24 protein-coding genes and 2 pseudogenes are annotated in these 25,651 nt (G+C 41.8%); 17 read left to right on the top strand and 9 right to left on the bottom strand.

Annotated features, from left to right (window positions below):
* Positions 1 to 50 precede the first annotated feature (50 nt).
* A complete protein-coding gene (locus tag ABE41_RS16855; protein ID WP_066294930.1) occupies positions 51 to 314 on the bottom strand; it encodes a YqhV family protein in 264 nt (87 codons plus the stop codon).
* Between the two features lie 519 nt (positions 315 to 833).
* Here ABE41_RS16855 and ABE41_RS16850 point away from each other — a divergent pair.
* From ABE41_RS16850 to ABE41_RS16840, 3 genes are all read left to right on the top strand, one after another.
* On the top strand, positions 834 to 1,031 hold the full coding sequence (locus tag ABE41_RS16850; RefSeq protein WP_066245425.1) for a cold shock domain-containing protein: 198 nt from the start codon (positions 834 to 836) through the stop codon (positions 1,029 to 1,031).
* 306 nt (positions 1,032 to 1,337) lie between these two features.
* Positions 1,338 to 1,892: a ribosome hibernation-promoting factor, HPF/YfiA family gene (gene hpf, locus ABE41_RS16845; protein ID WP_066292835.1), complete on the top strand. Its 555-nt coding sequence runs from the start codon at positions 1,338 to 1,340 to the stop codon at positions 1,890 to 1,892.
* A gap of 118 nt (positions 1,893 to 2,010) precedes the next feature.
* Positions 2,011 to 2,493: a DinB family protein gene (locus ABE41_RS16840; RefSeq protein ID WP_066292832.1), complete on the top strand. Its 483-nt coding sequence runs from the start codon at positions 2,011 to 2,013 to the stop codon at positions 2,491 to 2,493.
* A 28-nt stretch (positions 2,494 to 2,521) separates the two neighbouring features.
* Here the strand turns inward: ABE41_RS16840 and ABE41_RS20775 are convergent, their stop codons facing one another.
* Together ABE41_RS20775 and ABE41_RS16835 are read right to left on the bottom strand one after the other, a co-directional pair.
* Positions 2,522 to 3,055 carry a hypothetical protein gene (locus tag ABE41_RS20775; RefSeq protein ID WP_083207851.1) on the bottom strand — a complete coding sequence of 178 codons (534 nt, stop codon included), beginning with the start codon at positions 3,053 to 3,055 and terminating at the stop codon, positions 2,522 to 2,524.
* The gene (locus tag ABE41_RS16835) at positions 3,052 to 4,377 is read right to left on the bottom strand and encodes a dihydroorotate dehydrogenase (RefSeq protein ID WP_083207850.1); all 1,326 of its coding nucleotides are present in this window, start codon (positions 4,375 to 4,377) and stop codon (positions 3,052 to 3,054) included. The genes ABE41_RS20775 and ABE41_RS16835 overlap by 4 nt, the downstream gene beginning before the upstream one ends.
* Positions 4,378 to 4,601: 224 nt before the next feature.
* Between ABE41_RS16835 and ABE41_RS16830 the strand changes: the two genes are divergently transcribed.
* The gene (locus tag ABE41_RS16830; protein ID WP_066292830.1) at positions 4,602 to 6,227 is read left to right on the top strand and encodes a long-chain fatty acid--CoA ligase; all 1,626 of its coding nucleotides are present in this window, start codon (positions 4,602 to 4,604) and stop codon (positions 6,225 to 6,227) included.
* A gap of 519 nt (positions 6,228 to 6,746) precedes the next feature.
* Here the strand turns inward: ABE41_RS16830 and cspC are convergent.
* Positions 6,747 to 6,947 (bottom strand): cold shock protein CspC, encoded by a 201-nt coding sequence (gene cspC / locus ABE41_RS16825; protein WP_066292827.1) that lies wholly within the window; start codon positions 6,945 to 6,947, stop codon positions 6,747 to 6,749.
* Between the two features lie 154 nt (positions 6,948 to 7,101).
* Positions 7,102 to 7,695 (bottom strand): hypothetical protein, encoded by a 594-nt coding sequence (locus ABE41_RS16820; protein WP_066292824.1) that lies wholly within the window; start codon positions 7,693 to 7,695, stop codon positions 7,102 to 7,104.
* A gap of 210 nt (positions 7,696 to 7,905) precedes the next feature.
* On the opposite strand from ABE41_RS16820, the gene secA reads away from it, so the two are divergent.
* Together secA and prfB are read left to right on the top strand one after the other, a co-directional pair.
* Entirely contained in the window at positions 7,906 to 10,422 is a 2,517-nt protein-coding gene (gene secA, locus ABE41_RS16815) for a preprotein translocase subunit SecA (RefSeq protein ID WP_066292821.1), read from the top strand.
* A 128-nt stretch (positions 10,423 to 10,550) separates the two neighbouring features.
* Positions 10,551 to 11,649, top strand: a protein-coding gene (gene prfB, locus ABE41_RS16810; protein ID WP_253805367.1) for a peptide chain release factor 2 whose coding sequence is annotated in 2 segments (ribosomal slippage) — positions 10,551 to 10,613 and positions 10,615 to 11,649 — 1,098 coding nt in all. Because the reading frame shifts where the segments join, the coding sequence is not laid out codon by codon here.
* Positions 11,650 to 11,906: 257 nt separating this feature from the next.
* Here the strand turns inward: prfB and ABE41_RS21140 are convergent.
* Positions 11,907 to 12,059, bottom strand: a complete 153-nt coding sequence (locus ABE41_RS21140) for a hypothetical protein (protein ID WP_156774299.1) — start codon at positions 12,057 to 12,059, stop codon at positions 11,907 to 11,909.
* A 491-nt stretch (positions 12,060 to 12,550) separates the two neighbouring features.
* On the opposite strand from ABE41_RS21140, the gene ABE41_RS16805 reads away from it, so the two are divergent.
* Positions 12,551 to 12,946, top strand: a complete 396-nt coding sequence (locus ABE41_RS16805; RefSeq protein WP_367642161.1) for an alkaline phosphatase PhoX — start codon at positions 12,551 to 12,553, stop codon at positions 12,944 to 12,946.
* Here the strand turns inward: ABE41_RS16805 and ABE41_RS20770 are convergent.
* Positions 12,932 to 13,078: pseudogene (locus ABE41_RS20770) on the bottom strand (alkaline phosphatase PhoX); the annotation flags it as partial. The gene ABE41_RS16805 and the pseudogene ABE41_RS20770 sit on opposite strands and share 15 nt — an antisense overlap.
* Positions 13,079 to 13,081: 3 nt before the next feature.
* Between ABE41_RS20770 and ABE41_RS16800 the strand changes: the two are divergent.
* The 3 genes and pseudogenes from ABE41_RS16800 to tatC form a co-directional block, all read left to right on the top strand.
* Positions 13,082 to 13,624: pseudogene (locus ABE41_RS16800) on the top strand (PhoX family protein); the annotation flags it as partial.
* Between the two features lie 30 nt (positions 13,625 to 13,654).
* Complete coding sequence (tatA, locus tag ABE41_RS16795) at positions 13,655 to 13,840, top strand: twin-arginine translocase TatA/TatE family subunit (RefSeq protein WP_066292809.1); 186 nt, start codon at positions 13,655 to 13,657, stop codon at positions 13,838 to 13,840.
* A gap of 176 nt (positions 13,841 to 14,016) precedes the next feature.
* Positions 14,017 to 14,763: a twin-arginine translocase subunit TatC gene (tatC, locus tag ABE41_RS16790; RefSeq protein WP_437435478.1), complete on the top strand. Its 747-nt coding sequence runs from the start codon at positions 14,017 to 14,019 to the stop codon at positions 14,761 to 14,763.
* 257 nt (positions 14,764 to 15,020) lie between these two features.
* Here tatC and ABE41_RS16785 read toward each other — a convergent pair whose 3' ends face one another.
* Positions 15,021 to 16,265 (bottom strand): helix-turn-helix transcriptional regulator, encoded by a 1,245-nt coding sequence (locus tag ABE41_RS16785; protein WP_066292804.1) that lies wholly within the window; start codon positions 16,263 to 16,265, stop codon positions 15,021 to 15,023.
* A gap of 488 nt (positions 16,266 to 16,753) precedes the next feature.
* Positions 16,754 to 17,728, bottom strand: a complete 975-nt coding sequence (locus ABE41_RS16780) for a nuclease-related domain-containing protein (protein WP_066292802.1) — start codon at positions 17,726 to 17,728, stop codon at positions 16,754 to 16,756.
* Positions 17,729 to 18,110: 382 nt separating this feature from the next.
* On the opposite strand from ABE41_RS16780, the gene ABE41_RS16775 reads away from it, so the two are divergent.
* The 7 genes from ABE41_RS16775 (at position 18,111) to ABE41_RS16745 (ending at position 25,570) form a co-directional block, all read left to right on the top strand.
* The gene (locus ABE41_RS16775) at positions 18,111 to 18,986 is read left to right on the top strand and encodes a YitT family protein (RefSeq protein WP_066292800.1); all 876 of its coding nucleotides are present in this window, start codon (positions 18,111 to 18,113) and stop codon (positions 18,984 to 18,986) included.
* Positions 18,987 to 19,455: 469 nt separating this feature from the next.
* The gene (gene ftsE / locus ABE41_RS16770) at positions 19,456 to 20,142 is read left to right on the top strand and encodes a cell division ATP-binding protein FtsE (RefSeq protein WP_066292798.1); all 687 of its coding nucleotides are present in this window, start codon (positions 19,456 to 19,458) and stop codon (positions 20,140 to 20,142) included.
* Entirely contained in the window at positions 20,132 to 21,025 is an 894-nt protein-coding gene (gene ftsX, locus ABE41_RS16765; RefSeq protein ID WP_066292794.1) for a permease-like cell division protein FtsX, read from the top strand. Before ftsE ends, ftsX begins: the two co-directional genes overlap by 11 nt.
* A gap of 64 nt (positions 21,026 to 21,089) precedes the next feature.
* Complete coding sequence (locus ABE41_RS16760; RefSeq protein ID WP_066292792.1) at positions 21,090 to 22,301, top strand: murein hydrolase activator EnvC family protein; 1,212 nt, start codon at positions 21,090 to 21,092, stop codon at positions 22,299 to 22,301.
* Between the two features lie 135 nt (positions 22,302 to 22,436).
* Positions 22,437 to 23,894, top strand: coding sequence for a S41 family peptidase (locus ABE41_RS16755; protein ID WP_066292790.1), 1,458 nt, complete (start codon positions 22,437 to 22,439; stop codon positions 23,892 to 23,894).
* Between the two features lie 300 nt (positions 23,895 to 24,194).
* Complete coding sequence (locus ABE41_RS16750) at positions 24,195 to 24,374, top strand: hypothetical protein (RefSeq protein ID WP_066292788.1); 180 nt, start codon at positions 24,195 to 24,197, stop codon at positions 24,372 to 24,374.
* On the top strand, positions 24,371 to 25,570 hold the full coding sequence (locus tag ABE41_RS16745; protein WP_066292786.1) for a PDZ domain-containing protein: 1,200 nt from the start codon (positions 24,371 to 24,373) through the stop codon (positions 25,568 to 25,570). The genes ABE41_RS16750 and ABE41_RS16745 overlap by 4 nt, the downstream gene beginning before the upstream one ends.
* The last annotated feature ends 81 nt before the right edge of the window (positions 25,571 to 25,651 follow it).

Below are 25,651 nucleotides of genomic sequence, written 5' to 3'. Positions count from 1 at the left end.
AATCCATAGGGATAAAAGTAACTATAAGTGAAATTTTTCCATAAAAAATTTCACCTCTTAATTCCATAAACAATACAAATAACCCCCAACATAATCCATAACAAGCTAGTGAATGATAGTTTAGCAGACAACCCGTAGATTCCAATGGTCATTGTGGAGAAAAAGATAACCGGGCCAACCATGGAGAGCAGGGAATTGATAACGAGTGCGCGTTCAACGGTATTGTAATGCAGCATAAAAAGAGCTGCAGTGATTTCGAGGGTTCCGGATAGAATACGGATTGCGGCCATGCTTAGGACGACTTTTTCGATCATGTTCAGCAACGTCCATTGCCTCCTTTTTAAACACGTGTTTAACTTTCCTGAGTTTGTATATTGCATTATATGTGGCCAAGCCTGAATTAGAAGTATGAAAAAAGTTGCTACTATTCGCAACTTTCCAATTGAAGGACTGACTGCTTGCGACGATTGGTGCAAAGGCGAACTTGATCTATGTTGTCGAAGACCTCAATATTTTCTAATGAGGATCGTATGGCTATCGATTCTGTGATCATGGGTAATATCGTCGGAACGTATAGGGCTGTTCTGTGCGCAAAACTGGCTCAGATGGTTTCTCAAATGTAATAAATAGGTTTTGATAACCGGTTGTAACAAACCGGTTATTTTATGTATATAATGTATATTTATTCGCATAAACCGACTAAGATTTTTCGACAAAACTTCTTATTATTCGCTAATCTTAAGCCTTTGACAACTTTTTTGGGTATGTGTCATACTATGAAGTGTATAGATTTACTATACAAAGATTCGCATGATGAAGGGATTGTGAAAGGCATGTTAGGAAAAGTAAAATGGTTTAACGCAGAAAAAGGTTTTGGATTTATTGAGCGCGAAGACGGGGACGATGTGTTCGTACACTTCTCCGCAATCAACACTGATGGATTCAAAAGCCTTGACGAAGGTCAGCAAGTTGAGTTTGATATTGTAGATGGCGCACGTGGGCCTCAAGCGGCTAACGTAACTAAACTATAATTCAAAGCATTAATGACCAAACATTAGATCCCGCCTGTATTTTGCAGGCGGGTTTTTATTTTTTATTAGACGATAATTTATTTTAAAATAGTGATAAATTGTGTGAAAAGTAATGTTCTTCTTGAATTTAACCAATTCATTATGAAATTCGATTCAAATTCCTTTATATCTAAAGTTGTATTGAGTTGCTATATTAAGAAAATGTCGAGAATGTAAAGAAATTGTCAATATATTTTAAATGTTACGGAGGAATTCTTTTAGGGTACATAGAAATATATATACATCACCGAAAGGAGGAGTTAAGTTATGCATTTTAACATTCGCGGGGAAAACATCGAGGTGACCGAAGCCATTAGGGCTTACGTGGAGAAAAAGGTAACTAAACTCACAAAATACTTTAACGAAACTCCGAACTCTGAAGTACATGTCAATTTGAAAGTGTATAACAATGAACAGTCCATTGAGGTAACTATACCGATGAAGGGACTCTTGCTTCGTGCAGAGGAACGTCATTTGGATTTATACGCTGCGATTGATTTGGTGGTAGAAAAATTAGAGCGTCAAATTCGTAAACACAAAACAAAAGTAAACCGCAAATTTAGAAATGCTGAAGGTTCAAAGCACATGTTTGCTAACGGAACAGAAGGAGTATCCACTGCTCTGTTAGAGGAAGAAGATGACTTCGAGATTGTCCGTGAAAAACGGTTCGACTTTAAACCGATGGACACTGAGGAAGCGATTCTTCAAATGGGCTTACTGGGCCATAACTTCTTCGTCTATAACAATGCCGAAACTGGTGAGATGAACGTCGTGTACAGACGTAAAGACGGCAAATATGGATTGATTGCTGGAGATATGTAACTTAAAAAAATGATGAAGGCACGCTCTGTATAGGGCGTGCTTTTTTTACGCGGAGAAGGGATTTGTTAACGTTTAAGCGAAAAAAGTAAATAGCACGGAAATGAAGGAGGTAATTAGGATGAGAAATGAAATCTTATTAAAACAGCTCGCTGCATTCCGCCATAATACGCTTAGTGCCGTTGAAGGATTGTCAGAGGAGGAGGCTGACTTTGTACCAGAAGGATTTAACAACAACATTCGTTGGAACTTAGGCCACATCTATTTAGATCAATATGACTGGCTTTATCATAAAACGCGTGAGGATAATCCGGCACCTAAACATTACCGTGAGCTGTTCGGATACGGAACAAAGCCGGAGAACTGGCAGCAGACTCCTCCAACACTTGAAGAATTGCGCAATCGTTTAATGGAGCAGGTACAATATATTGAGCAGGAATTCGGTCATCGGCTCGATCAGGAGTTAGATGAACCAACAGAACTTGGCATGAGTACCTTTGCGGAAGTGCTGCCACGAACTTTTTATCATGAAGGGCTGCATATGGGAACGATCATCGCGATCCGAAAAGCAATCAATCTACAAAAACAAACCCAAGTGAAGTAAATATAAAAAAGTGCAGATGCAATCGCGTCTACACTTTTTTTGCTTCAAACGTAGTAAGGGCTTGAGGTTGTTCCATTCTTCCACATAAAAATGGGTAGGAATAAATCAATGCGACAATATAAAAAACAAACAACAGATAAGCAGGTGAAAGATGGAAGTGGTTATCATACCCAATCATAAAATGAGTGCCTATTCCAGTTAGAAATCCTGGAATTCCTCCAATTGCAAGTGTCCACCATATCCATTTGGCACCCTCTTTATATCCCCATAACACGATAGTGAGCAGGAGAAATCCTTCGGAGATCAATGCTCCGCCAAAGCCTGCCCGGTCATGGGCGATTAAAGGAATGAGTCTCTCGTTGAATGCTGAAATCTGTTCAGGTGTCAGCGAAAAGAACATCAGGTCTTCTGGTACAAAAACGCCATTCATGCCGATAATCGAAATTACAAAACCAGCAGAAAGCAGGCAGACGCCTGAGATCACAAACATGCTTTGACCAAGCTGACTTTTTTTCCATGAAGTGCTGTTGTGTAAATTCGACCCACTGCTTCCGGTTGTCATGTTCCGGGACCGATAAAGTCCAAATATGAAAAATGGAAAAATGATAAGGTAATAGATAAAGTGAGCTTATCGAAATAACCAAAGCCTATAAAATAAAAGAGATTTAAAAAACCGATAGTTGCTGCAATCACGAATGCCTTTCTTGCCCAATGGTCACCTTTTCTTATGCCGTGGTAAGAGAGCTGCATGAACATAAAACCTGCGGATATCATGACTCCGGCGAGACAGATCCGGTCATGTGACATGAAGTGAAACAGATGGTGATTGTAAGCAATGATCTCCTCGCTTTTCATTCCTAAAAAAGCCTCGTCATATGGCAGCAGAACCTGAGTAAGACCGATGAACAGCGCGATGATGCCTGCCAGAAAAACACCAAAACCCATAAAGAAAAACGATAGCCATCCATTTGTGTTTTGCTTGATTTCAGTTGTTTTTTCAAAGACATACCGCTCATTAATCCTCTTAGGAAGACCAGGCCCAGAAAAAACAAATCCGCTATGAAGCTGGATAAGTGATGCTCCAGAGCGGAAAAGTTCCATAGCATCGCTCGGTTCGTGGACACCGCCTGAGGCGATAATCGGTTTATCAAAAGGTAAAAGCTGCTGAATGCTGCTTTTTAAGAACGGCATCTCAGATTTTCCTAGTTCTAATCCGCCGTCTTTTTGAACACCTTCTCGAATCAAAAATCCATCCATCGTTTGATCGCTAAATTTGTTCACATCCAACTGGTGGTGAGTTACTTTCAAGAAAACCGGCTTACTTGTAATACTCCTCATCTTCTCAATGTGATCAGCGACATTAAGATCAACAATAAAAAAATCAGCATATTCATCAAGTTTTTCAGCTAGATGAGATAGCTCTTCTTCTGTTTCACCCTTAATCCCTATACCCATTGGGACGGTTCGCTTGGTCTGTTGAAGTTTTATGAGTGCCTCATCTAACCCCATATTCGACTGCAATTGCTGATACCATAACGTTTCTTCATCAGTATTGCGTACGATTGATTCATGCACTGTACAAGGTTTTATTGAAATTGGTCCAACTTCTATAAAACCGTACCCAAGATTAGAATAAGCAGATGTTCCTTTTAAGTTAGGATCTAATGCTCCGCTAATACCTACAGGGGAGGGGAAACGAATGCCAGCAATATTTTGCACTAATTCTGCAGGCGGCTGCATGTGTCCAAAGAAGTTGATGACTTTATCTCCAATTGGAAGTCTCGCGAGCGTGTTCATTAACTGCAAAGTAAAATCCCTGCTTGTTTCTGGCTTCATCCGGAACAGTACGGGTTTGAAAAATGTATGATACGACCAATCTGGCATAATTGACACTCCTTTTTATGCCGTTTTTTTATAGTTTAACGTAAAAATCTAACAGAATTTCAAAATGTTTTCTCTGCATTAAAAAATCCTTATCATTTTACCAGTAAAACCCTTCAATAAATGTGTTTCTATAGCAGGATTTCCTCCTAGGTAAGGTGAACTAGTTGAGTAGTGATAGCGCTTACAATTATAGCTTGTTTTATTTCAAAGGAGGAGAAGCAGTTATGATGATGAATGTGCCATTTCGAGTAACGAGTATGTTGGAGCACGCGGAACGTTATTTTGCCAAAAAAGAAGTAACGAGCCGGACGATGTCAGGGATTCGTAAGTTCAGTTACCGGGAGATAGGGGAAAGGACTCGCAGGTTGTCGAGTTCACTTAAGCGGCTTGGTGTTCAAAAGGGTGAGCGCATTGGTACGCTTGCATGGAACCACCATCGCCACCTTGAAGCGTATTTTGCCATCCCGGGTGTGGAAGCTGTACTTCACACGATAAATATCCGACTTTCCCCTCAGCACATCGCATACATTATCAATCACGCCGATGACCAGATTTTATTGATCGATCAGGACATTCTTCCTCTTGTTGAACACATAAAAGACCATATTCCGAACGTAAAAGCTTTTATATTGATGACCGATGAAGATGAGCTGCCTAAGTCACCGCTTCAGCCACTTTATCATTATGAAAAACTTCTTGAGACGGGTGACCCGGGTTATGAGTTCCCGCAAAATGTTGATGAGAACGACCCTGTTGGAATGTGCTACACGTCTGCAACGACTGGAAATCCGAAAGGGGTAACGTATACGCATCGTTCAACAGTTCTTCACTCGATGTCACTTGGGCTAGCTGATTGCGGAGCCGTTTCAGAGAGTGATGTTTGTATGGCTGTTGTACCGATGTTCCACGTTAATGCTTGGGGGCTTCCTTATGCTGCGACTTGGTTCGGGTCGAAGCAGGTTATGCCTGGGCCGCAGTTCACTCCGCAGCTTTTAGCAGAGCTCATAGAGGTGGAACAAGTTACGGTAACCGCTGGTGTACCAACGATTTGGATGGGACTCCTTCGTGAACTCGATCAGAAGAGCTATGAAACTTCCAGCTTAAGAGCTGTTTTATGTGGAGGATCTGCTGCTCCAAAAGGCATGATCAAAGCGTTCCAGGAAAAACATAAAATACCGTTCATGCACGCTTACGGAATGACAGAAACGAGTCCGCTTGTAATCTCGACCCGTCTCAAAACCTATCAAACAGATTTAGATAATGAAGCAAAGCTAGATATTAAAGCAAAACAGGGCTATGTTGTGCCAGGTGTTGAGATGAAGGTAATCGGTGCGAACGGTGAAGTGAAGTGGGACGGCAACGAGATGGGAGAATTGCTGCTCCGATCCAATTGGATTGCTGACGAATACTACCAAGACGAAAGGACGGAAGGGACGTTCGTTGATGGCTGGCTTCATACCGGGGATGTTGTAACGGTTGATGAAGAAGGCTTCGTGAAGATTGTAGACAGGACGAAGGATCTGATTAAGAGCGGCGGGGAATGGATCTCGTCGGTAGATTTAGAGAATGCGATTATGGCTTACCCGGATGTCTTTGAAGCTTCCGTTATCGCGGTTCCGCACCCAGAATGGCAGGAGAGGCCGCTCGCGTGTGTCGTTTTGAAACCTGAAGCAAAAGGAAAAGTGGCAAAAGAGGATATCCTCCAATATTTAAAACCGCAGTTTGCGAAGTGGTGGATTCCAGACGATATCGTGTTCATGGATGAAATTCCGAAGACATCAGTCGGAAAGTTCTTAAAGCGAACATTGCGGGACCAGCTGAAAGATCATTATATGACACCGGCTACTTAAGAAACGAAAAAAAGCATTGCTCTCATACAGTTTGAGAGCATGCTTTTGTAATAACACTAATGAAGTGCTTAGTATGTTATACTATGTATAACCTTTAATGCATTAAATTTTTTATTTTACCTGTACCATGTCCCTGCTCAACTTTTTGAGCGGGGTTTTTTATTGATTATTTTAGGCTCTTTTCTAATAGATTGTTGCTTTGAACATTTTTGTGGAACACGCTTCTTCGACTAGTTGATTGGAGCGGAAGGTGCGAGACTCCTCGAAAATGAAAAATCACATTTTCTTCGTGCGATGTAACACTTCGAAGCATTCCTTGTCCTGCGGGATCAGTGGGACAGGTGAGACCCCGCCAGCGCGAAGCGATAGGGTGGCTCACTGCACGCCCCGCGGAAAGCGAGCATCCTGGAGCGGAAATCAACCCTTTCAACTTGCAACAAAGTTTACGAAAACAGCCTTATTTTAAAAACAATAAAAAACAGGCTCTAAAAAGAGCCTGTTTCATATAATCATATAAGATTATGCTTTTTGAACGTTAGCAGCTTGAGCTCCACGAGCACCTTGCTCAACATCAAAAGTTACTTTTTGGCCTTCGTCTAAAGACTTGAAGCCATCAGTTTGGATTGCAGAGAAATGTACGAATACGTCGTCTCCGTTTTCGCGTTCGATAAATCCAAAACCTTTTTCTGCGTTAAACCATTTTACTGTACCTTGTTCCATTTTTGTTGCCTCCTAGTGCGTTGCCACACAATATATTACTATCCTTGCCCAAATCTATTCTCAAGAAGAAAAATTATATTTCAAACTATTGATTACACCGAACAAAAATAATTCTAGATTCATCATAACAGCAATCTTATGAAGTTGCAAATCTTCAATGTGCTTTCTGATACCATTTCCACGTTTCCGTTACTTCCCAATACACCCCATCTTGTTCATAACCATTCAGCGTAATATCCAAATCATGAAAAATACGATGGACTCCTTTTAGCGGTTCGACACTGTCTGATTTCATGCTTGAATCGATTTTAGCAACCGCAGTTTCCATATCTACCTTCAATGGACCCGACACAAATGGCTGGATTTTGTTCTGTATATCTTCCTTCACATTCATAAGTTCTTCCTTATTTCTCGAAACACTATAGTTATTCCATGCATTAAACCCTAGCTTGCGGTTCCAGTATTCATGCATGACGTTAATTCGCCGCTGAATTTCGGTTACGGGAACTTTTAAAGTAGGCTTGTAGATCGAAGTGCCGCTCGTTTTTTCGGCAGCCGCAACTTCTTCATTTGAAGGCAGATCAAAATCTGATGCTGATTTTGCACCGAACAGTGCGTAATACCCCCACGTTCCGAAGCCCCCGATAATAAAGAAGCTCAAAACAAGCGTCAGAATAATGGTTTTGTTCTTTTCGCTGCGCATCTTTTGTTGACTGGCGCTATCCCTCTCTAACTCCGCTTTTTCCATTAAGAACCTCCTGATTAACCTTTTTATTATTTTACCAAAATTTAGGTTTCGTGTCTCTTTAAACTATAGAAAAATTCACATAAATAGGAATTTCCATGATAGCGGATGATACAATTCGGATGAAAAGATTTGGGATTTCTTGTGGCTCGTTTCACAAACTGGTAGAATAGAAGTGGTATATAATTCTCGAGAACAGGGAGCGTTTATCGGATGATTAGCATTTTGAAAAAGATTTTTCCAAGTTCCAATGATCGGACGCTAAATAGATATGAAAGAATCGCTGAAAAAGTAGAAGCGTTAGCAGAAGAGTTTAAAGCGTTAAACGATGAAGCTCTTGCGAATAAGACGGCTGAATTTAAAAGCCGCATTGAAAAAGGCGAGTCATTAGACGACTTGCTGCCAGAAGCGTTTGCGACTGTGCGCGAAGCATCCGCTCGTGTATTGAACATGCGTCATTATCCAGTACAGATTATGGGTGCTGTTGCACTTCATGAAGGTAATATTGCAGAGATGAAAACCGGTGAAGGTAAAACGCTTGTAGCGACCATGCCGGTCTATTTGAATGCGCTTGATGGAAAAGGCGCTCATGTTGTAACTGTCAACGAATACTTAGCTCGCCGTGACTCTGAAATCATGGGGCCGCTTTATAATTTCCTAGGGCTGACGGTTGGACTGAACGTTTCTGACCTTTCGAAAGAGGAGAAGCGTGAAGCATATGCTGCAGATATCACGTATGGTACGAACAACGAGTTCGGCTTCGATTATCTGCGTGACAACATGGTGGTCTATAAAGAGCAAATGGTTCAGCGCCGCAATTTTGCGATCGTCGATGAGGTTGACTCCATCCTAATCGATGAAGCGCGTACACCGCTGATCATTTCTGGCTCTGCACAAAAATCTACCCAGCTTTATCAGATGGCAAACATGTTTGTGCGCCAGCTGAAAAAAGATACGGATTATACGGTTGATGAAAAGACGAAGAACGTACAGCTGACGGAAGAAGGGATCAACCGGGCTGAGCAGATGTTCAGCATCGATAACCTTTATGATTATCAGCATGTAACACTTAATCACCACATTAACCAAGCGTTAAAAGCAAACATCATTATGCACCGTGATGTGGATTACGTGGTTCAAGATGGTGAAATCGTAATCGTTGACCCGTTCACTGGACGTTTGATGGCTGGCCGCCGATACAGCGACGGTCTTCACCAAGCGATCGAAGCGAAGGAAGGTCTCGAGATCCAGCGCGAGAGCATGACACTTGCGACGATCACGTTCCAGAACTACTTCCGTATGTACAACAAGCTTGCGGGTATGACGGGTACGGCGAAAACGGAAGAAGAGGAATTCCGCAACATCTATAACATGGATGTTATCGTGATTCCAACCAACCGTCCGATCGCACGTGATGACCGAGCAGATTTAATTTATAAAACAATGCAAGGCAAGTTCAAGGCGATTGCCGCTGAAATCGAAGAGCGCCATAAGACTGGTCAGCCAATCCTTGTTGGTACGGTTGCCGTTGAAACGTCTGAATTGCTTTCTCAGCTTTTAACAAAACGCAAAATTCAGCACAACGTCTTGAACGCGAAAAACCATGAGCGTGAAGCAGAGATCATCGAGAACGCGGGTCAGCTTGGCATGGTTACGATCGCGACGAACATGGCCGGCCGTGGTACGGATATCAAGCTTGGCGAAGGTGTTATTGAAGTTGGCGGACTTCACATTTTAGGTACTGAGCGCCACGAATCCCGCCGTATCGATAACCAGCTTCGTGGACGTGCTGGTCGTCAAGGAGATCCTGGTTCTTCTCGTTTCTACATCTCTATGGAAGATGAATTGATGAAACGTTTTGGCTCGGATAACTTGATGACGATGATGGAGCGTCTTGGCATGGATGAAGATACTCCAATCGAGTCCAAAATGGTTACAAAAGCCGTTGAATCTGCACAAAAACGAGTTGAGGGATCAAACTTCGATGCTCGTAAGCAGCTTTTACAATATGACGATGTTATGCGTCAGCAGCGTGAAATCATCTACGCTCAGCGTCAGGACGTACTGGATGCTGAGAACTTGAGCGATATCGTACTGCGTATGATCGATTCTACAATTGACCGCATCGTAACGGTTCACACGCCTGAATCTGAAGTTCAAGAAGAGTGGAACACGAAAGAAATCACGGATTATGTGAATGCGGTTATGTTCACAGAGCCTGTGTTTACGGAAAAAGATTTCTACGGTCTAGATCGTGAAGAGATCATTGAGAAGATCCAAGCGAAGGTTCATGCGGCATTTGCAGAAAAAGAAAAGCAGCTGCCTGCAGAACAAATCGCAGAATTCCAAAAAGCTGTTATCCTTCGTTCGGTTGACAGCAAGTGGATGGATCACATCGACCAAATGGAACAGCTTCGTCAAGGGATTCACCTTCGTGCTTATGGGCAGACGGATCCGTTGCGTGAGTATCAGTTTGAAGGTTTTGAGATGTTCGAAGCGATGGTTGCTGCGATCGAAGAGGAAGTTACGACTTACATCTTAAAATCGCAGATCGAACAGAACATGCAGCGTGAACAAGTGGCTGAAGGTAAAGCTGTTGTTCCTAGCGACAAGGCGGAAGCTTCTAAAAAGAAACCAGTACGCAAAAAGCAGGACATCAAGCGCAACGATCCATGTCCTTGCGGAAGCGGTAAAAAATACAAGCAATGTCACGGTGCTGAGCAGGAATAATTCAGTATTGTGAGTGAAGAGAGTCTCTTCGGGGCTCTCTTTGCGCATGTTTTCAGCCCAAAGAATTTTTCACATTCGATAGCATACGTTAAAAAGTAGCTACAATCATAAAATGAGGTGCAGAGATTATGGATTTAGTAGAAGTAAAACAAGAGCTCAACGTTATTGAAAAACGTATCAACGACTTTAGGGGGTCTCTTTGACCTCGATTCAAAAAAAGCACGCATCGCTGAACTAGACGAACAGATGAGTGCACCGACGTTTTGGGATGACCAGAACGCAGCACAAGTTGTTATAAATGAAGCGAACGGATTAAAAGAGCAGGTAAATGAATTCGAGGAACTTGCTTCTTCCTATGAGGACTTGGAAATCGCACACGAACTTGTGAAAGAAGAAGCAGATGCTGACATGCAAAAAGAGCTTGTAAAAGATACGAAAGAACTGATCGCGAAACTCAATGATTTCGAGCTTCAGCTTTTATTAAACGAACCTTACGATAAAAACAATGCGATCCTGGAACTTCATCCAGGTGCAGGCGGTACCGAATCACAAGACTGGGCGTCCATGCTGCTTCGTATGTACACGCGTTATGCGGAGCGACAGGGCTATAAGGTTGAAACGCTGGACTATCTTCCTGGTGATGAAGCTGGTGTGAAATCTGTTACTTTGAGTATAAAGGGGCACAATGCATACGGCTATTTGAAAGCGGAAAAAGGGGTACACCGTTTAGTGCGTATCTCGCCGTTTGATTCGTCAGGCCGCCGTCATACATCATTCGTTTCATGTGAAGTGATGCCTGAAATCACTGACGATACTGAGATCGAAATCCGTACAGAGGATTTGAAGGTCGATACGTACCGTGCGTCTGGTGCAGGCGGTCAGCACGTTAACACGACTGACTCAGCCGTTCGTATTACACACACACCAACGAACACAATCGTTTCATGCCAGACAGAGCGTTCTCAGATCAAGAACCGTGAACGTGCGATGAAGATGTTAATGGCGAAACTTGTACAGCGCCGTTTGGAAGAACAGCAGGCACAATTGGCTGAGATTCGCGGTGAACAGAAAGAAATCGGCTGGGGAAGCCAGATCCGCTCATACGTTTTCCACCCGTACAGCCTAGTAAAAGACCACCGTACAAACACTGAGGTGGGTAACGTGCAATCCGTAATGGATGGCGAAATCACGCCGTTTATAGATTCATATCTAAGATCAAAACTATAAAAGTCTCTTTTCTAATAGATGGTTGCTGAAATTGTTTTTTTTGAATATTCTTCATTGAAAGTTGATTGGAGCGCAAGGTGCGAGACTCCTGGGGGATCAGCGGGACAGGTGAGACTCCTAACGGCGCAAAGCGCAGAGGAGGCTCACCGCACGCCCCCCGGAAAGCGAGCACCTGGAGCGGAAATCAACTACTTTCAAAAGCACCATTGTATATAAAAACAAAAAAACTTCCGGGCCACGTGCTTCGGAAGTTTTTTTTAGCCTATTTTTGTGAGATCGTTCTTTCGTACAAGCTCAATCTTACTTTGCTGTGCTTTTTTTGCGATTTCCACATTCCCATTTTCGTAAATCCACACCACTTGGTACTCTACTCCTTTATAAACGACACGACTTCCCACTTCTATATCCATCGCTTCACCTCAATAAAAGTACCTTATGGTTAATTATACCTATAAACAGAAGGATGTAAATTGGGAAAATCATAGGATGCGCCTATCATTTAGCGTTACATTTATATAGCTATTTTCCCAACTTAGAAGTTTTACAGAGGAAAGCTTAAAGTGTGGAAAGGTTTATTTGAACAATTTTTCAACTGTTGCTCGCCAATGTTAAGTATCGCCACACTTCAGAATTTTACGTCCGCCTCTACATAACTTTTAGAAAAATCTAGAAAACCTTAAACGTTTGTTTAAATTCCCTACATAGTGGCTTAACAATTTCGCTTTATCCTTAAGGGTGCAAGATAAATTATTGGTCCTAGGGGGAAAATGGAGTGGAAAAGAAACCAGTGGATAGAAGAACCTTTTTAACGTATTTAGGAACAGGCGCAACAGCACTTGCTGCAGCAACTTCTGGCTTAGGCGTTTTAACAGAAAAAGCGAATGCTCAATCAGATAGCTTAATGCGCATGAAGCCTCGCAAAAAAGGATTTAAGTTTCACCCGATTGCACCAACAGACAAAGATGAACTTGTTTTGCCAAGAGGTTATAAATATGAAGTGATCGCGTCTTATGGTGATGTAATCAATAAAAAAGGCGACACATTTGGATACAACAACGATTTTACAATGTATTTTCCGATCGAGGACTCCAGCGAACATGGTTTGCTTTGGGTGAATCATGAATACACGAATCCTTTATATGTAGAAGGCGAAAAAAAGGGCGACAAGTATACAGCAGCTCAAATTGAAAAAATGCTATACAACCAAGGCGGTTCCATTATTGAAGTTCAAGTAAAAAACGGCAAGTGGACGCTTAACAAGGATTCTGAACTTGCACGCCGTGTTTTCTTCACATGATAAAACTGTGTTCCAAAGGGTGCGTCCGCCTGAACAGTTCGCAAATGTTCCCTGTACAGAAGTAGCACCAGATACTGCAGTGTTTCCTTTAGCTGGCCCGGTCAACGCGAAAGGTGTTAAACCTGTTACACGGCACCAACGGACCGTCCGGAAGACGTTGAGATTTCACCTTTAGATCAAACGGTGTTCATCGCACACACAAACAATGATAAGCACGGAAACATTCACGGACACATCACACGCTTTTTTGAAAAAGATGGAGACCATGGCGCAGAGGAGTTTGACTTTGAGATCTTCGCAGCCGGCGGACGCCAAAGCGGGTTCAGTGCTCCAGATAACTTAACGTTTGACTCAAATGCAAACCTTTGGACCGTGACAGATATTTCATCCAGCAAACTGAACTCTGCTGCGTGGACGAGCTTTGGAAACAACGGTATGTTCATGATTCCGACAGTCGGTCCGGACAAGGGAGTTGCATTCCAGTTCGCATCAGCACCAAAAGAAGCAGAATTGACGGGACCATCTTTCACACCAAATGAAAGAACATTATTCCTTTCTGTGCAGCATCCAGGTGAGGAAACAGAAGATAAAGCAAATCCAACAAGCACATGGCCGCAAGTTCGCGGAGGCAACCAGCCGCGTCCATCAGTCGTGGCAATCACTGGCTTTAAGTTTTAATGAGTAACAAATTCTAAGGAGGCGATTCACATGGGTTTTACTAATATCGGAGTACCAGGATTGATTCTGATCTTAATCATCGCGCTTATCATCTTTGGACCTTCAAAACTGCCGGAGATCGGACGCGCATTCGGAAGCACGCTTCGTGAATTTAAGAGCTCTGCAAAAGATTTAATGTCTTCTGATGAAAAAGAAGAAAAACCGCAGTCAAAATAATGAGATTTAGTGAGGAAAGATGCGGGCGCAATAGCAAGCTTGCATCTTTTCGCTATTAAGAAGCTTTGTTAAGCATGGTTGGTGGATTTCCTTTCTTCTAAGGATAATCAACTTTAAAAAGTTAACAGAGCAATCATCAAATGAGGAAGGAGGCTGAAGTTGTGAAAGCAGAAGAGATGTACTTTGTGGAACATCTGGGTGAACTTCGAAAACGGATCATTATAACGCTTGTTATGTTTATGACGGTTCTCGCAGTGTCATTTTTCTATGTGGAGCCGATCTACAGCTGGCTGATCCGCGATCTGGACCAGCAGCTTGCCGTCCTCGGACCGAGCGAAATTCTTTGGGTGTATTTTATGATATCCGGCGTGATTGCAATCGCGCTCACCATACCCGTTGCCGCTCATCAAACGTGGATGTTCATTAAGCCGGCATTGGATAAAAAAGAACAAAAGGTGACCCTGTCGTACATTCCAGCTTTGTTTCTATTGTTCTTGATAGGATTGTCATTTGGCTATTTTGTTGTCTATCCGATGGTGCTGAACTTTTTGCTCGGATTATCAGAGGGGAACTTTCAAACCTTTTTTACATCGGAAAAATATTTCAAGTTCATGCTGAACTTAACGCTGCCGTTCGGATTTCTGTTTGAGATCCCGCTCGTGGTGATGTTTCTGACTTCACTCGGAATCATCAATCCAGTCATGCTGGCAAAAGCACGCAAGATTTCCTACTTTGCACTCGTCGTTGTAGCTGTTTTAATAACGCCGCCAGATCTTGTATCTGATTTTCTCGTGGTGATTCCGCTGCTCGTCCTGTATGAGATCAGCATCATGCTTTCGAGATGGGTGTACCGTAAGAAGCTCGCCGCTGAACGTTTAAATGAACAGGAAGAAAAAGTCGTACAGATGAAAAGACCTTCCTAAAGACAAGAAGAGGATGACTCAAAACTAAGAATTTTTGAAGTCATGCCTCTTTTTTTACACTTAACTTGTTTGCACGATAATTTTCGATGTAGCAACAAGTCAAAGTGGACAGTATAAGCGGAACTAGAGACTAGGCGTCAGTCAAGTTTTCTTTACCTTTGTAGATATCATTTATTTTTAATTATTTTTTGTAAAAATAATTAAAAATTCGGGGCTGCCAAAAGTAAGTTTACCTAACTTTTGGGACAGCCCCCTTTTTATACGAAGTGATTGCTGCGTCTGTTTTTATCGGCTATTATCGCTGCATATTCATTAGCTCTTTCTGCATTTCCGTTATCCATATGAAAATCAAAAAGCTTTATTTCATAATGTTCGGCTGGAAGGACATAGCCTAATCTTTTTAAATATGGATACATTTCTGTCTCAAGATAGTCATAATATTGCTCTTCTTGATCTGTGAGACGATATTTGTGGAGCTGAAAAAAATGGATGAACGTGGTGGAGTGAATTTCTTTAGCCAGCTTTAACCCTTTTTCGGCAAGAGATAAAAGCTCGGTTTTTGATTTTTCGCCTAAAAGTACAGAGGCATTTATGTACCCTTCTAGTGAACCAATATATTCCGATGTGGTAGGGTCTTTTAGTTTCATCGATTCATAATAATACTCACATGCTTTTTCAAAGTCTTCATGCAGGATGCAGTGATAGCCATAGTTGTGGAGGAGAAGAGCTTTTTGTTTTTCCAAATCAAAGTTATCACACATCTCAATCAGCTGTTCATACTTTCCGTATTGAGGTCCGCTTGTGGTATCGTGCCCCACTTGTATGAGCATCAGCATCTCCGTTTCAATCACGCGAACATAGCAATGGGATTCTTCAAAAAAGCGAAGAGCGATGCTCGCATAATAATAGGCAAGGACACGAGAGTTTATGGAATGATAGGCAACTGCAAGGTGATAGTAATACTCCGGATTATGGTAATGAGCAGGGTCAATCCGCTTTAAGAATTCAATAGCTTCTGAGTAATCATGTTTGCATTGGAGCCCATAGATTCCTTTTATATGAAGAATCATATTTTTCTCAAGCGGCGCAGGATTTTGCCATTTGTCCATCTCTTGAATGATGGTTAGCGCTTTTGTGAAATCTCCCGTCATCAAATAAAATCTGGCTAGCAGAAGGGTGTGCGACCTGTAGAAATCAGGAATCTGCAGCAGAGCAATTTCCTCGAGCTTCTGCTTAAGTGTTTCTGCCTTCGCATGAAGTTTCATGATTATGGCTTCTTCCCATTTTTTTAAAAGGGTGTCTAATCCTTTATAAATTTTGATCTCACTTTCAATGTCGATCTCCAGTCTGTCCGCTAAAAATTGTATCGTTTCCTTGGAGACTTCCGTTAAGCCGCGTTCTATTTTACTGACATGCGTACCTGAACAGATGCCGTCCCCGAGCTCTTTTTGCGTCATATTTCTGCGTTCACGATAGAACTTAATGATTTTTCCTTCTAGCATGACTCCATCTGCCCCCATCATAAACCGCTATTATATTGATATTTCTATTCTACTAAAGAAAACCCCAATTCGGTTTTACGTTTTTTAAGACAATGTTACTATTTATCTCGTTTGTCCTATGAGATTTCCCTTTAAGTTAGCGGTTGAAATAGGCTGTGAGTCCTGACCGAAACCCCGATAGCTTTCATTCAGTGGTAGCCGTACAATTACTTTAATATAAACGGAAAGTGTAAATACATCATGATGTGATCGAATTACTGGGAAATTAGGGACGGAAAACAGAGAGGCAGAAATTAATTTCGACGGAAAGGTGGATGCAAAGGATATGAAATATGTACAAAAAAATGATCTGAAGCAAAACCGGCATATGGATGACTCACCTAGTCCAAGAAAACAATACTGCTGAAAAATAGTTGAAGCATCTGTGACAATCTTTGATTGAGCAGTATAGTTTTTTTGAGGCAGCCTTTAGGGCTGTCTTTTTTCATTCACTCATCCAATAAAGAATTTAAAAGGTAGGTGCGGTCTTTGGTTGTACCTGTAATAGGGAGGTTGAGTGAGTGGAGCAGGTGATAAGATATACTGCCTGTAGGGAGGTTTAGAAAATCTTTAAACTCATTGTTTGTAATTTTAGTCGATATCAGCAAGGCATAATCTATTAATGCATTGATGTGCGCCTTTTTAAAATGTTGGTCGCAATTCGTACAATACCAACTTCTTTTTGTTCGATGTAAAATAATATCCTCACAATCTGGACAAAATGCCCCCTTAATGAGTTCATTTTTATCTATATGAAATAAGCTGCAAACATCTGGATTATAAGGGGTGTGAAGTTTGTTTAAAAGCCTGTTCACTTTTTTAATTTCCATCTTAGAAAGGATTACTTTCGTATGCTTTTTGGTTAGGAGATCGAACTTCTTCTTTAAATCTGCACTTTTAATCACTCTGTTTACAGCATCTGTATGCCCAGGAGCACTTTCGACGAGGGTTTTAGGATTGGTAATGACAACTAAGGTTTCTATTGGAATGAATGGTACTTTTTTAATCTTCAGGATTTCCGAGAGATGAAAAGCTTGTCTTTCAACTTGCTGAATCGGATCATCAAACGACTCTTTCTTCCCATCGTGTAATCTAATCACTTGCGAGTAAAGGTTATCAAAATAAATATGACCTGCTATATTTTTAATCTCTAGTATAAGAATAAAATTTGGAGTGATTATGAGAGTATCCATTTGAAAATAATATTCTTGATGAAGAATTCTAATATTATGAAGAAATTCAATCTTTTCTTGGGGTAGATAGCGGTAAAAGTAGTCCATGGATTGTTCTCCTCTTAAGCCAGCCATCTGTCTTGCAAGGTATTCATCTACCTCCTTTCTTTTAGGCTGATTGAAAGGCAGTCTTTTTAATAAAATGTTAAGTTTTCTAATGATTATTGGCACATTCCGCTTCATTTTTACCATTCAATCACTGATTAGTAGATTATGCCGCATTCCATCGTATTAGAAAAAAATCAATTTACTCCATAAGTCATCGGAAAATGGGGAATCCCACGGAAAACAAAATTAATCCCACGTTAAATGGATTAATTCCTGGCTTAATTTCGAGAATCCCACGTTAATTTGAAAATAACCACGAGTCGACACCCAGCGACAAGATACGACTCAGTGCAGCCGCACAAAACATCCAAAACGACCGAACTGCCCCCGCCAGTCCATACCACTCAACATCACTTCACCCCATCACCGCGGCACTAAGGTCTCATTTACAAGGGCATACTAGGCTTGGTATACTTTTTTCGTTTGAAAGAAATTCCTTATGAAAGTTTGAGGTTTACAGACAGCTATGATGATGGCAATAAGAAAAAGACGCGGTGGAATTCTACACCCTACAGTTGAACTTATTTTAGAATATATTTATGTTGTAATCGGCTCAGGGCTTGTTGCCCTGGCATTCTCGGTGTTCCTCTTACCGAACGAGATCGCATCGGGCGGAGTGAGCGGGATCTCGACTATCCTATACGGACTCTTCCAATGGAAGCCTTCTTATGTGCAGTGGTGTCTCAACATACCGCTGTTCATCGCGGGTCTTTTCTTCCTCGGAAAAAGATTCGGTGCGAAAACGCTTGTTGGTACACTTGTGCTGCCATTCTTCGTCTTTATTTTTGAAGAGTGGGGAGCCGCAACAGAAGAACCCTTACTCGGCGCAATCTTCGGCGGTCTTGGAATCGGTGCTGGACTTGGAATCGTATTCCGAGGAAAAGCATCAACAGGAGGGGTGGACCTCCTCGCACAGATTATTCATAAATACATCGGAATCTCACTCGGAACGATCATCCTCCTCATTGACGGGACAATCGTACTTGCATCAGCATTTATCTTCGGAATCGAGCAAGCTCTTTACGCACTGATCGCGATGTTCATCACGGCAAAAACGATCGATGTTGTGCAGATCGGACTTGGAACGTCAAAAATGGCGCTAATCATTTCTGATCAAGAAGAAGAGCTGCGTCAAGGGATACTCACTCATATTTACCGCGGGGTAACGAAAATCAATGCATTCGGCGGTTATACGCAGGATGAGCGGCCGATGCTGATGGTCGTTGTTGCGCAATATGAAGTTACAAAATTAAAACAATATGTAAAAAGTGTTGATCCTTCAGCCTTTGTAATCGTTGTAAATGCGAATGAAGTGCTTGGAGAAGGATTTAAACGCGGATAATCACCCTTAAATCCATAAGTCGAATCTTGCCAGCCGGTGCCGCAACCGGCTGATTTTTTGTGCTTTTTATAGGACTTTTTACATATATACCCCCTTCTTACTACAAATTCTGTAATATTAGCCGATGTAATGTACCGTATGTGCAGTACAAAAGTGCCTAATTTTCATTTCGATGGTCGACTTTAGCAACCGATTGTCGAAAAGTTTACATGCAGGTTTTTTGTGAATATGAAGGATTTCAGCGAATCGTGTCGTATTTTAACCATCACAGCAACAAGAAAACACGACCAAGGTCCCTTGTTAGAGGTAAGATGAAATACAATTGTAATAAAATTGTCAGTTCGAGATGTTATAATAGTTATTGCGGAAAAAAACTGACATTTATCGCGTGATTGTCGAAAAACTTTATAAATAGATTGTTGATTAAATAGGGAAATATCTTTTTGGGGTAGTAAGGAAGTGATTTAGTTTGATAGAAATGATTGATGTGTGGAAAACATATCCGAATGGTGTCATGGCATTAAACGGGGTTGACGTCTACATAGAAAAAGGTGAATTTGTTTATGTAGTCGGACCTAGTGGTGCTGGAAAATCTACATTTATAAAATGTATGTATCGTGAAGAAAAGCCAACACAAGGATCTATTATTATAAACGGCACGAATCTTGCTAAGGTAAAAGAAAGACAGATTCCAAAAGTTCGCAGAAAAATGGGAGTTATCTTCCAGGACTTTAAACTTTTACCGCGCTTAACTGTTTACGAAAACGTAGCATTTGCGCTTGAAGTTATTGAGGAATCACCAAAAGTGATCAGAGAACGTGTTATGGAAGTTCTTGACCTTGTAAAGCTGAAAAACAAAGCCCGCATGTTCCCGGATGAGCTATCCGGAGGAGAACAGCAGCGTGTATCGATTGCACGTTCTATCGTGAACCGGCCGCCAGTTGTCATTGCGGACGAGCCTACGGGGAACCTGGATCCAGAAACCGCGTGGGAAATCATGGACATTTTTAAAGAAATTAACGACCGTGGCACTACAGTGGTCATGGCGACTCACAATAAAGAAATCGTTAATACAATCACAAAGCGCGTAATTGCCATCGAAGGCGGCCGAATTGTACGTGATGAGGCGAAGGGGGATTACGGCTATGAAGATTAGAACACTGAAACGTCATTTTGTAGAAGCATTTAAGAGCATGGGACGGAACGGCTGGATGTCTTTCGCTTCGATCTCTGCAGTAACCGTAACATTACTCTTAGTAAGTGTATTCCTGGCGATTCTTTTGAACATTAATCATATTGCCAGTCAAATAGAAGATGATGTACAAATCAGAGCTTATATTGAAAGAACAGAGAAATCCGAGAACTATGATGCCTATCAAAAACAACTTGAGAATCTTGATAAGGTAAAAACAGTTAAGTATCAGTCGAAAGAAGAAGGGCTAGATGAATTAATAGAAAGTCTTGGAGATGAAGGAGAAGCATTTTCTTCATTAAAAGACGAAAACCCGCTTCGTGATGCTTTTATTATTTATACTGATAAGCCGCAGGATACAGCAGCTGTAGCTAAAGAAGTAGATAAACTTAAATTCGTAAACAAAGTAGAGTATGGACAAGGAACCGTTGAAAAGCTATTTAAAGTTACAGATGTTGCCCGAAACGTTGGGATCGTGCTCGTTCTAGGCCTAGTATTCACAGCGATGTTCCTGATCTCAAATACAATAAAACTGACAATTGTTACACGCCGTCGCGAGATTGAAATTATGAAACTCGTTGGAGCGACAAATGGGTTTATCCGCTGGCCGTTCTTTATCGAAGGATTTGCATTAGGGGTGTTTGGAGCTTTCCTTCCTATTATCGTAATCGCAGTGGGATACCAAGCGATATTTGACATCGTTAATCAAAAGTTAGGGACAGTATTTATCGAGCTGCTTCCAGTAACACCGCTTATTCCTCAGTTGTCAATATTGATGCTGCTGATCGGCGGAGTTATCGGAGTATGGGGAAGCTTGACGTCTGTCCGTAAGTTCTTAAAGATTTAATAGATCGCAGAAGTAAAGATTCAAGAAAACGAAACAAATTAATAGGGGTTAGGGAGGAAAACGAATGAAAAGCAAAGTGTTTGGTACAGTGCTGTCTTTATGTTTGGCACTGAGCGCTTTTACTGTGTATCACTCTGAATCCGTCGTTCACGCGGAATCTTTATCAAGCATCAAGAAAAAACAACAAGATAATGCTAAAAAAGCCAAGGATTCAAAAGCTAAGCTTGAAGAGAATAAAAGCAGCCAGGCTGCACTAGAAGCAGAAGTTGAGCGTCTTGATAAGCTTACAACTGCAACTGATGAAAAGATCATCCAAAAGCAAGCAGATATTAAAGAAACAAAAGATGAAATTGCACAATTAAAAGAAGAGATCACTGTCGTTCAAAAGCGAATTGATGAGCGTGACAAGCTTTTAAAAGAACGTGTTAACTCTATGTACGAATCTGGTGGAGCTGTTTCATACCTTGAAGTCGTTCTAGGTTCAAAGGACTTCGGTGATTTCCTTGACCGTGTTCTAGCATTGAACATGATCGCAGAACAAGACCGCCAGCTTTTAGAAGAACAAAAGAAAGATAAAGAACTTCTTGAGAATAAAATGGCATCTGTTGAGAAAAAACTCAGCAATCTGCAAAATGCAATGAAAGACTTGCAAAAGCTTCAAAAGCAGCTGAAAGCACAAATGGCTGAAAAAGACCGCTTGATGACTTCTCTTCAATCAGAGGAAGAGGAACTGCATAAAGAAGCACACAAGATTGAAAACGAAGGTGCGCTCCTTAAGGCTCAGGAAGAAGCGTTCCGTGCTGAACAAGCTCGTGCAGCTGCACGTGAAAAAGCACGCAAATCTTCATCAGGTGGATCTGCTCCATCAATGGGACCTGTATCTGGCAATGGCTTGATCATCAAACCTGCAGCTGGAGCCATTACCTCTCCGTTCGGTATGAGAAGCAGCGGTATGCATGAAGGAATCGACATCGCGCAAGGCGGAACAGTTCCAATTTATGCAGCAGCTGATGGAACGGTCATTAAGTCCGAGTATTCCTCATCATACGGTAATGTGGTTTACATCTCACATTCTATCGGTGGACAGCAGTGGACAACAGTTTACGCTCATATGAGCAGCCGTGCTGTTTCAGGCGGTTCTGTATCAAAAGGACAGTTCCTAGGAAACATGGGTAACACAGGACGTTCTCATGGTCAGCATCTGCACTTTGAGCTTCACAAAGGTCCTTGGAATGCAGGAAAAACAAATGCTGTAAATCCTGCGGCATATTGGTAAAATAAACTCATAAAGTAAACAAGCTATTCATATAGTGAAGTAGGAGACAGGCTTCTTTCGTCGAATCTCTTACAATGGAAGGCATCGCACTTTGCAGGGTGTGATGCCTTTTCCTGCAAAAATGAGGTGAGCAGAATGAACGTAAATAAAAAGATGTTGGCCCTGCTGATTGTTGTTTCCTTGCTTGTCGGTGCTGGTGGAATGTATGGCTCTTTGGCGCTATTTGGAAATGGCTCAAAATTTGTTCAAAACGATGGAGTAAGTGATTTACCGAAAACGGAAACAAAGATTGACAGCGATGAAGAGTTCGCGAAGCTTCAAAAAACGTACGAGATTATTTCTTCCCGTTATGTAGAAGATGTGGATCGTGAAAAATTGCTGGAAGGCGCCATTCAAGGAATGGTAAAAACGCTGAAAGATCCTTATTCCGTCTATATGGATGAGGATACGGCAAGCCAGTTCACTCAGTCATTGGATTCTTCTTTTGAAGGAATCGGTGCCGAAGTAAGCATGGTGGACGGCAAAGTAACGATTGTTGCACCATTTAAAGATTCACCTGCCGAGAAAGCGGGCTTAAAACCGAACGACCAGATTATTACGATTGACGGCAAAAGTGTTGAAGGTCTAGACCTTTATAAAGCAGTATTGAAGATCCGCGGTGAAAAAGGCTCTGTCGTCACATTAGGTGTGAAGCGCAGCGGCGTGAACAACGTAATGCCGATTAAAGTAACACGTGATGAGATTCCGATCGAGACCGTTTATTCAGATATTGAAAAAGCAAACGGAAAAAACATCGGTGTGATCGAGATTACATCTTTCTCCGAAAAAACAGGCTCAGACTTCAAGAAGCAGCTTACTGAGCTTGAAAAGAAGGGAATCGACGGGCTTGTCATTGATGTCCGCGGAAATCCTGGAGGATACCTTGAGGCAGTAGACAGCATTCTGCGTCAGATCATTCCAGAAAATAAGCCGTTTGTACAGATTGAAGACCGTAAAGGAAACAAAGAGCGTTATGTTTCCACCCTTAAAGAAAAGAAGGATTATCCAATCGTAGGATTAATTGATAAAGGCAGTGCATCTGCGTCTGAAATTCTAGCTGCCGCACTTCAAGAAGCAGGCAGTTACGAGCTAGTCGGTGAGAAGTCATTCGGTAAAGGAACAGTTCAGCAGTCCATCGACTTAGGTGATGGCTCGAACATTAAGCTGACATTGTTTAAATGGCTGACGCCGGACGGAAACTGGATTCATAAAAAAGGCGTGAAGCCAACTTTTGAAGTGAAACAGCCTGAATACTTCTACACAAATCCGATCTCGATCGAAAAGCCTCTTGTGTATGACATGAATAATGAGCAAGTTAAAAATGCTCAAGTGATGCTGAACGGATTAGGTTTCCAAACAGGACGTGAAGACGGTTATTTTGATGAAAAAACCCAGTCTGCTGTTACAGCTTTCCAACGCGCGAACAGCTTATCAGCAACAGGGAAAATTGATCAAAAAACAGCCGGTAAGATGGAAGCGAAAGTAATCGATTCAATCCGTAATGAGAAAAACGATGTTCAGCGTAAAACAGCCATCGAATTACTTGCAAAGTAAGGGATTATGGCAGGAAAAAACAACCGAAACACGAATACTATCCGTAGAGGAAATATTCTCTGCGGATTTTTTTGTAAGCTGCTGCACTTGAAGCATTGCTGCTCTTGGAAGTGGTTGATTTCCGTTTCAGGATGCTCGCTTTCCGGGGGGCGTGCGGTGAGCCTCCTCGGCGCTTTGCGCCCTTAGGAGTCTCACCTGTCCCGCGAATCCCCCAGGAGTCTCGCACCTTACACTTCAATCAACTTTTCATTGAAGAAACTGAAAAAGCCACAAGTGTACTTTTTAAAGGGGTAAAACAAAATGGGATCATTAAATGTTGGAGACATACTTTTTCAGCTTATGGCATTTTTAGTTCTGCTCGCTATCATAAGCGGAGTCGGAATGCTGATAAAACGAGCTGTGTCGAGTGATAGAAGACTAAAAAGAATTGAAGAAAAAGTGGATAAACTGCAAGAAGAGAAGAGGAGAGAACGCCCATGACAGACACCTTTGTGAATGAACTGATAGAAGGCATCGGGCTGCTTTTTTTACACCCGCTTTTTTATGGTTTTATATTCGTAGCATTCTTGATCGGACTTAAACGTGTAAAACGGGAACGGAAAGAATTTAAAGTAAAGGTTCACCCCGTAATTGATAATCTAATATTTTCATTGCTGCCTGGTATTCTTATTGGACTCATAGGATCAGTTATCTTTATTGCGGCCGGCGTTACTTTGCCGATTGGTATGATTGCTTTAATCGGTTTGATGTATGTCGTTCTGGCACTGACAATGAAAACTCGCTTTATGGCACCAGCGTATGCAGTAAACTTAGCCGCAATCGCAGGTCTTTTACTGCCAAAACTAAACACCGGAATGGCTTTTTTGGATAAATGGATTGAAGATATTCAAAATACACCGCTTGATTCATTAGCTGTTATTTTAGGCGTGCTTTTGATTCAGGAAGGAGTCCTGATTTTATGGAAAGGTGCGGACCGTACTTCACCACGCCTTTTTAAAGGAAAAAGAGGCCATTATGTAGGAGCGCACGAAGCAACACGGTTCTGGATCGTTCCTCAGTTTCTCGTCCTTCCGGCAGGCTCAATTCCAGTTTTAGAATGGTGGCCATTGTTTCCAATGGGAGCAGTAGGATTTTCTTTTTTCTTAGTGCCATTTGCAATCGGATATCGCCAGCTTGTTACACACACGCTGCCTGTCGAAGCGATTAAGCATCTTGGAAAGCAAGTTACTTTATTGGGTGTTCTCGTATTAGCAATTGCAGCTGCCGGTCATTTTTATAATCTGCCGCTACTAATTGCCATTGCGATCGCTGCAGGCCTTGCAGGCCGTGAGCTCATTACGCTCGTAACCAGTCAGCGCGATGACACAAGACCTTCTCTTTTTGTACAGAGGGATAAAGGGGTTATCATACTTGCTGTTGTGCCTGGAACACCCGCAGTTAAAATGGGATTAAAGGTCGGGGAAATAATCGTAAAAGTAAACGGTGTGACGCTGACAAATGAAACAAGTCTTTACAAAGCACTTCAAATTAACGCAGCGTACTGTAAACTGGAAGTACTTGATCTAAATGGAGAGATCCGATTCGTTCAAGGATCGCTTTATCAAAATGAACATCACCAGTTAGGTGTACTTCTTGTTCATGATGTAGTGGAACGAAAAGTGGCAGTAGGTAACTAAATGTAGTTTTTCATAATTTACCGGAATCTGTTCAAAATTCTCCGGAATGATTTTCATAATTTAGCGGAATTGCAAAATAGG

This window comes from Fictibacillus arsenicus (genome assembly GCF_001642935.1).
Taxonomy (GTDB): Bacteria; Bacillota; Bacilli; order Bacillales; family Fictibacillaceae; genus Fictibacillus; species Fictibacillus arsenicus_B.
The sequence above is the reverse complement of the archived record's forward strand: the minus strand, read 5'-3'. Positions and strand labels throughout refer to the sequence as shown.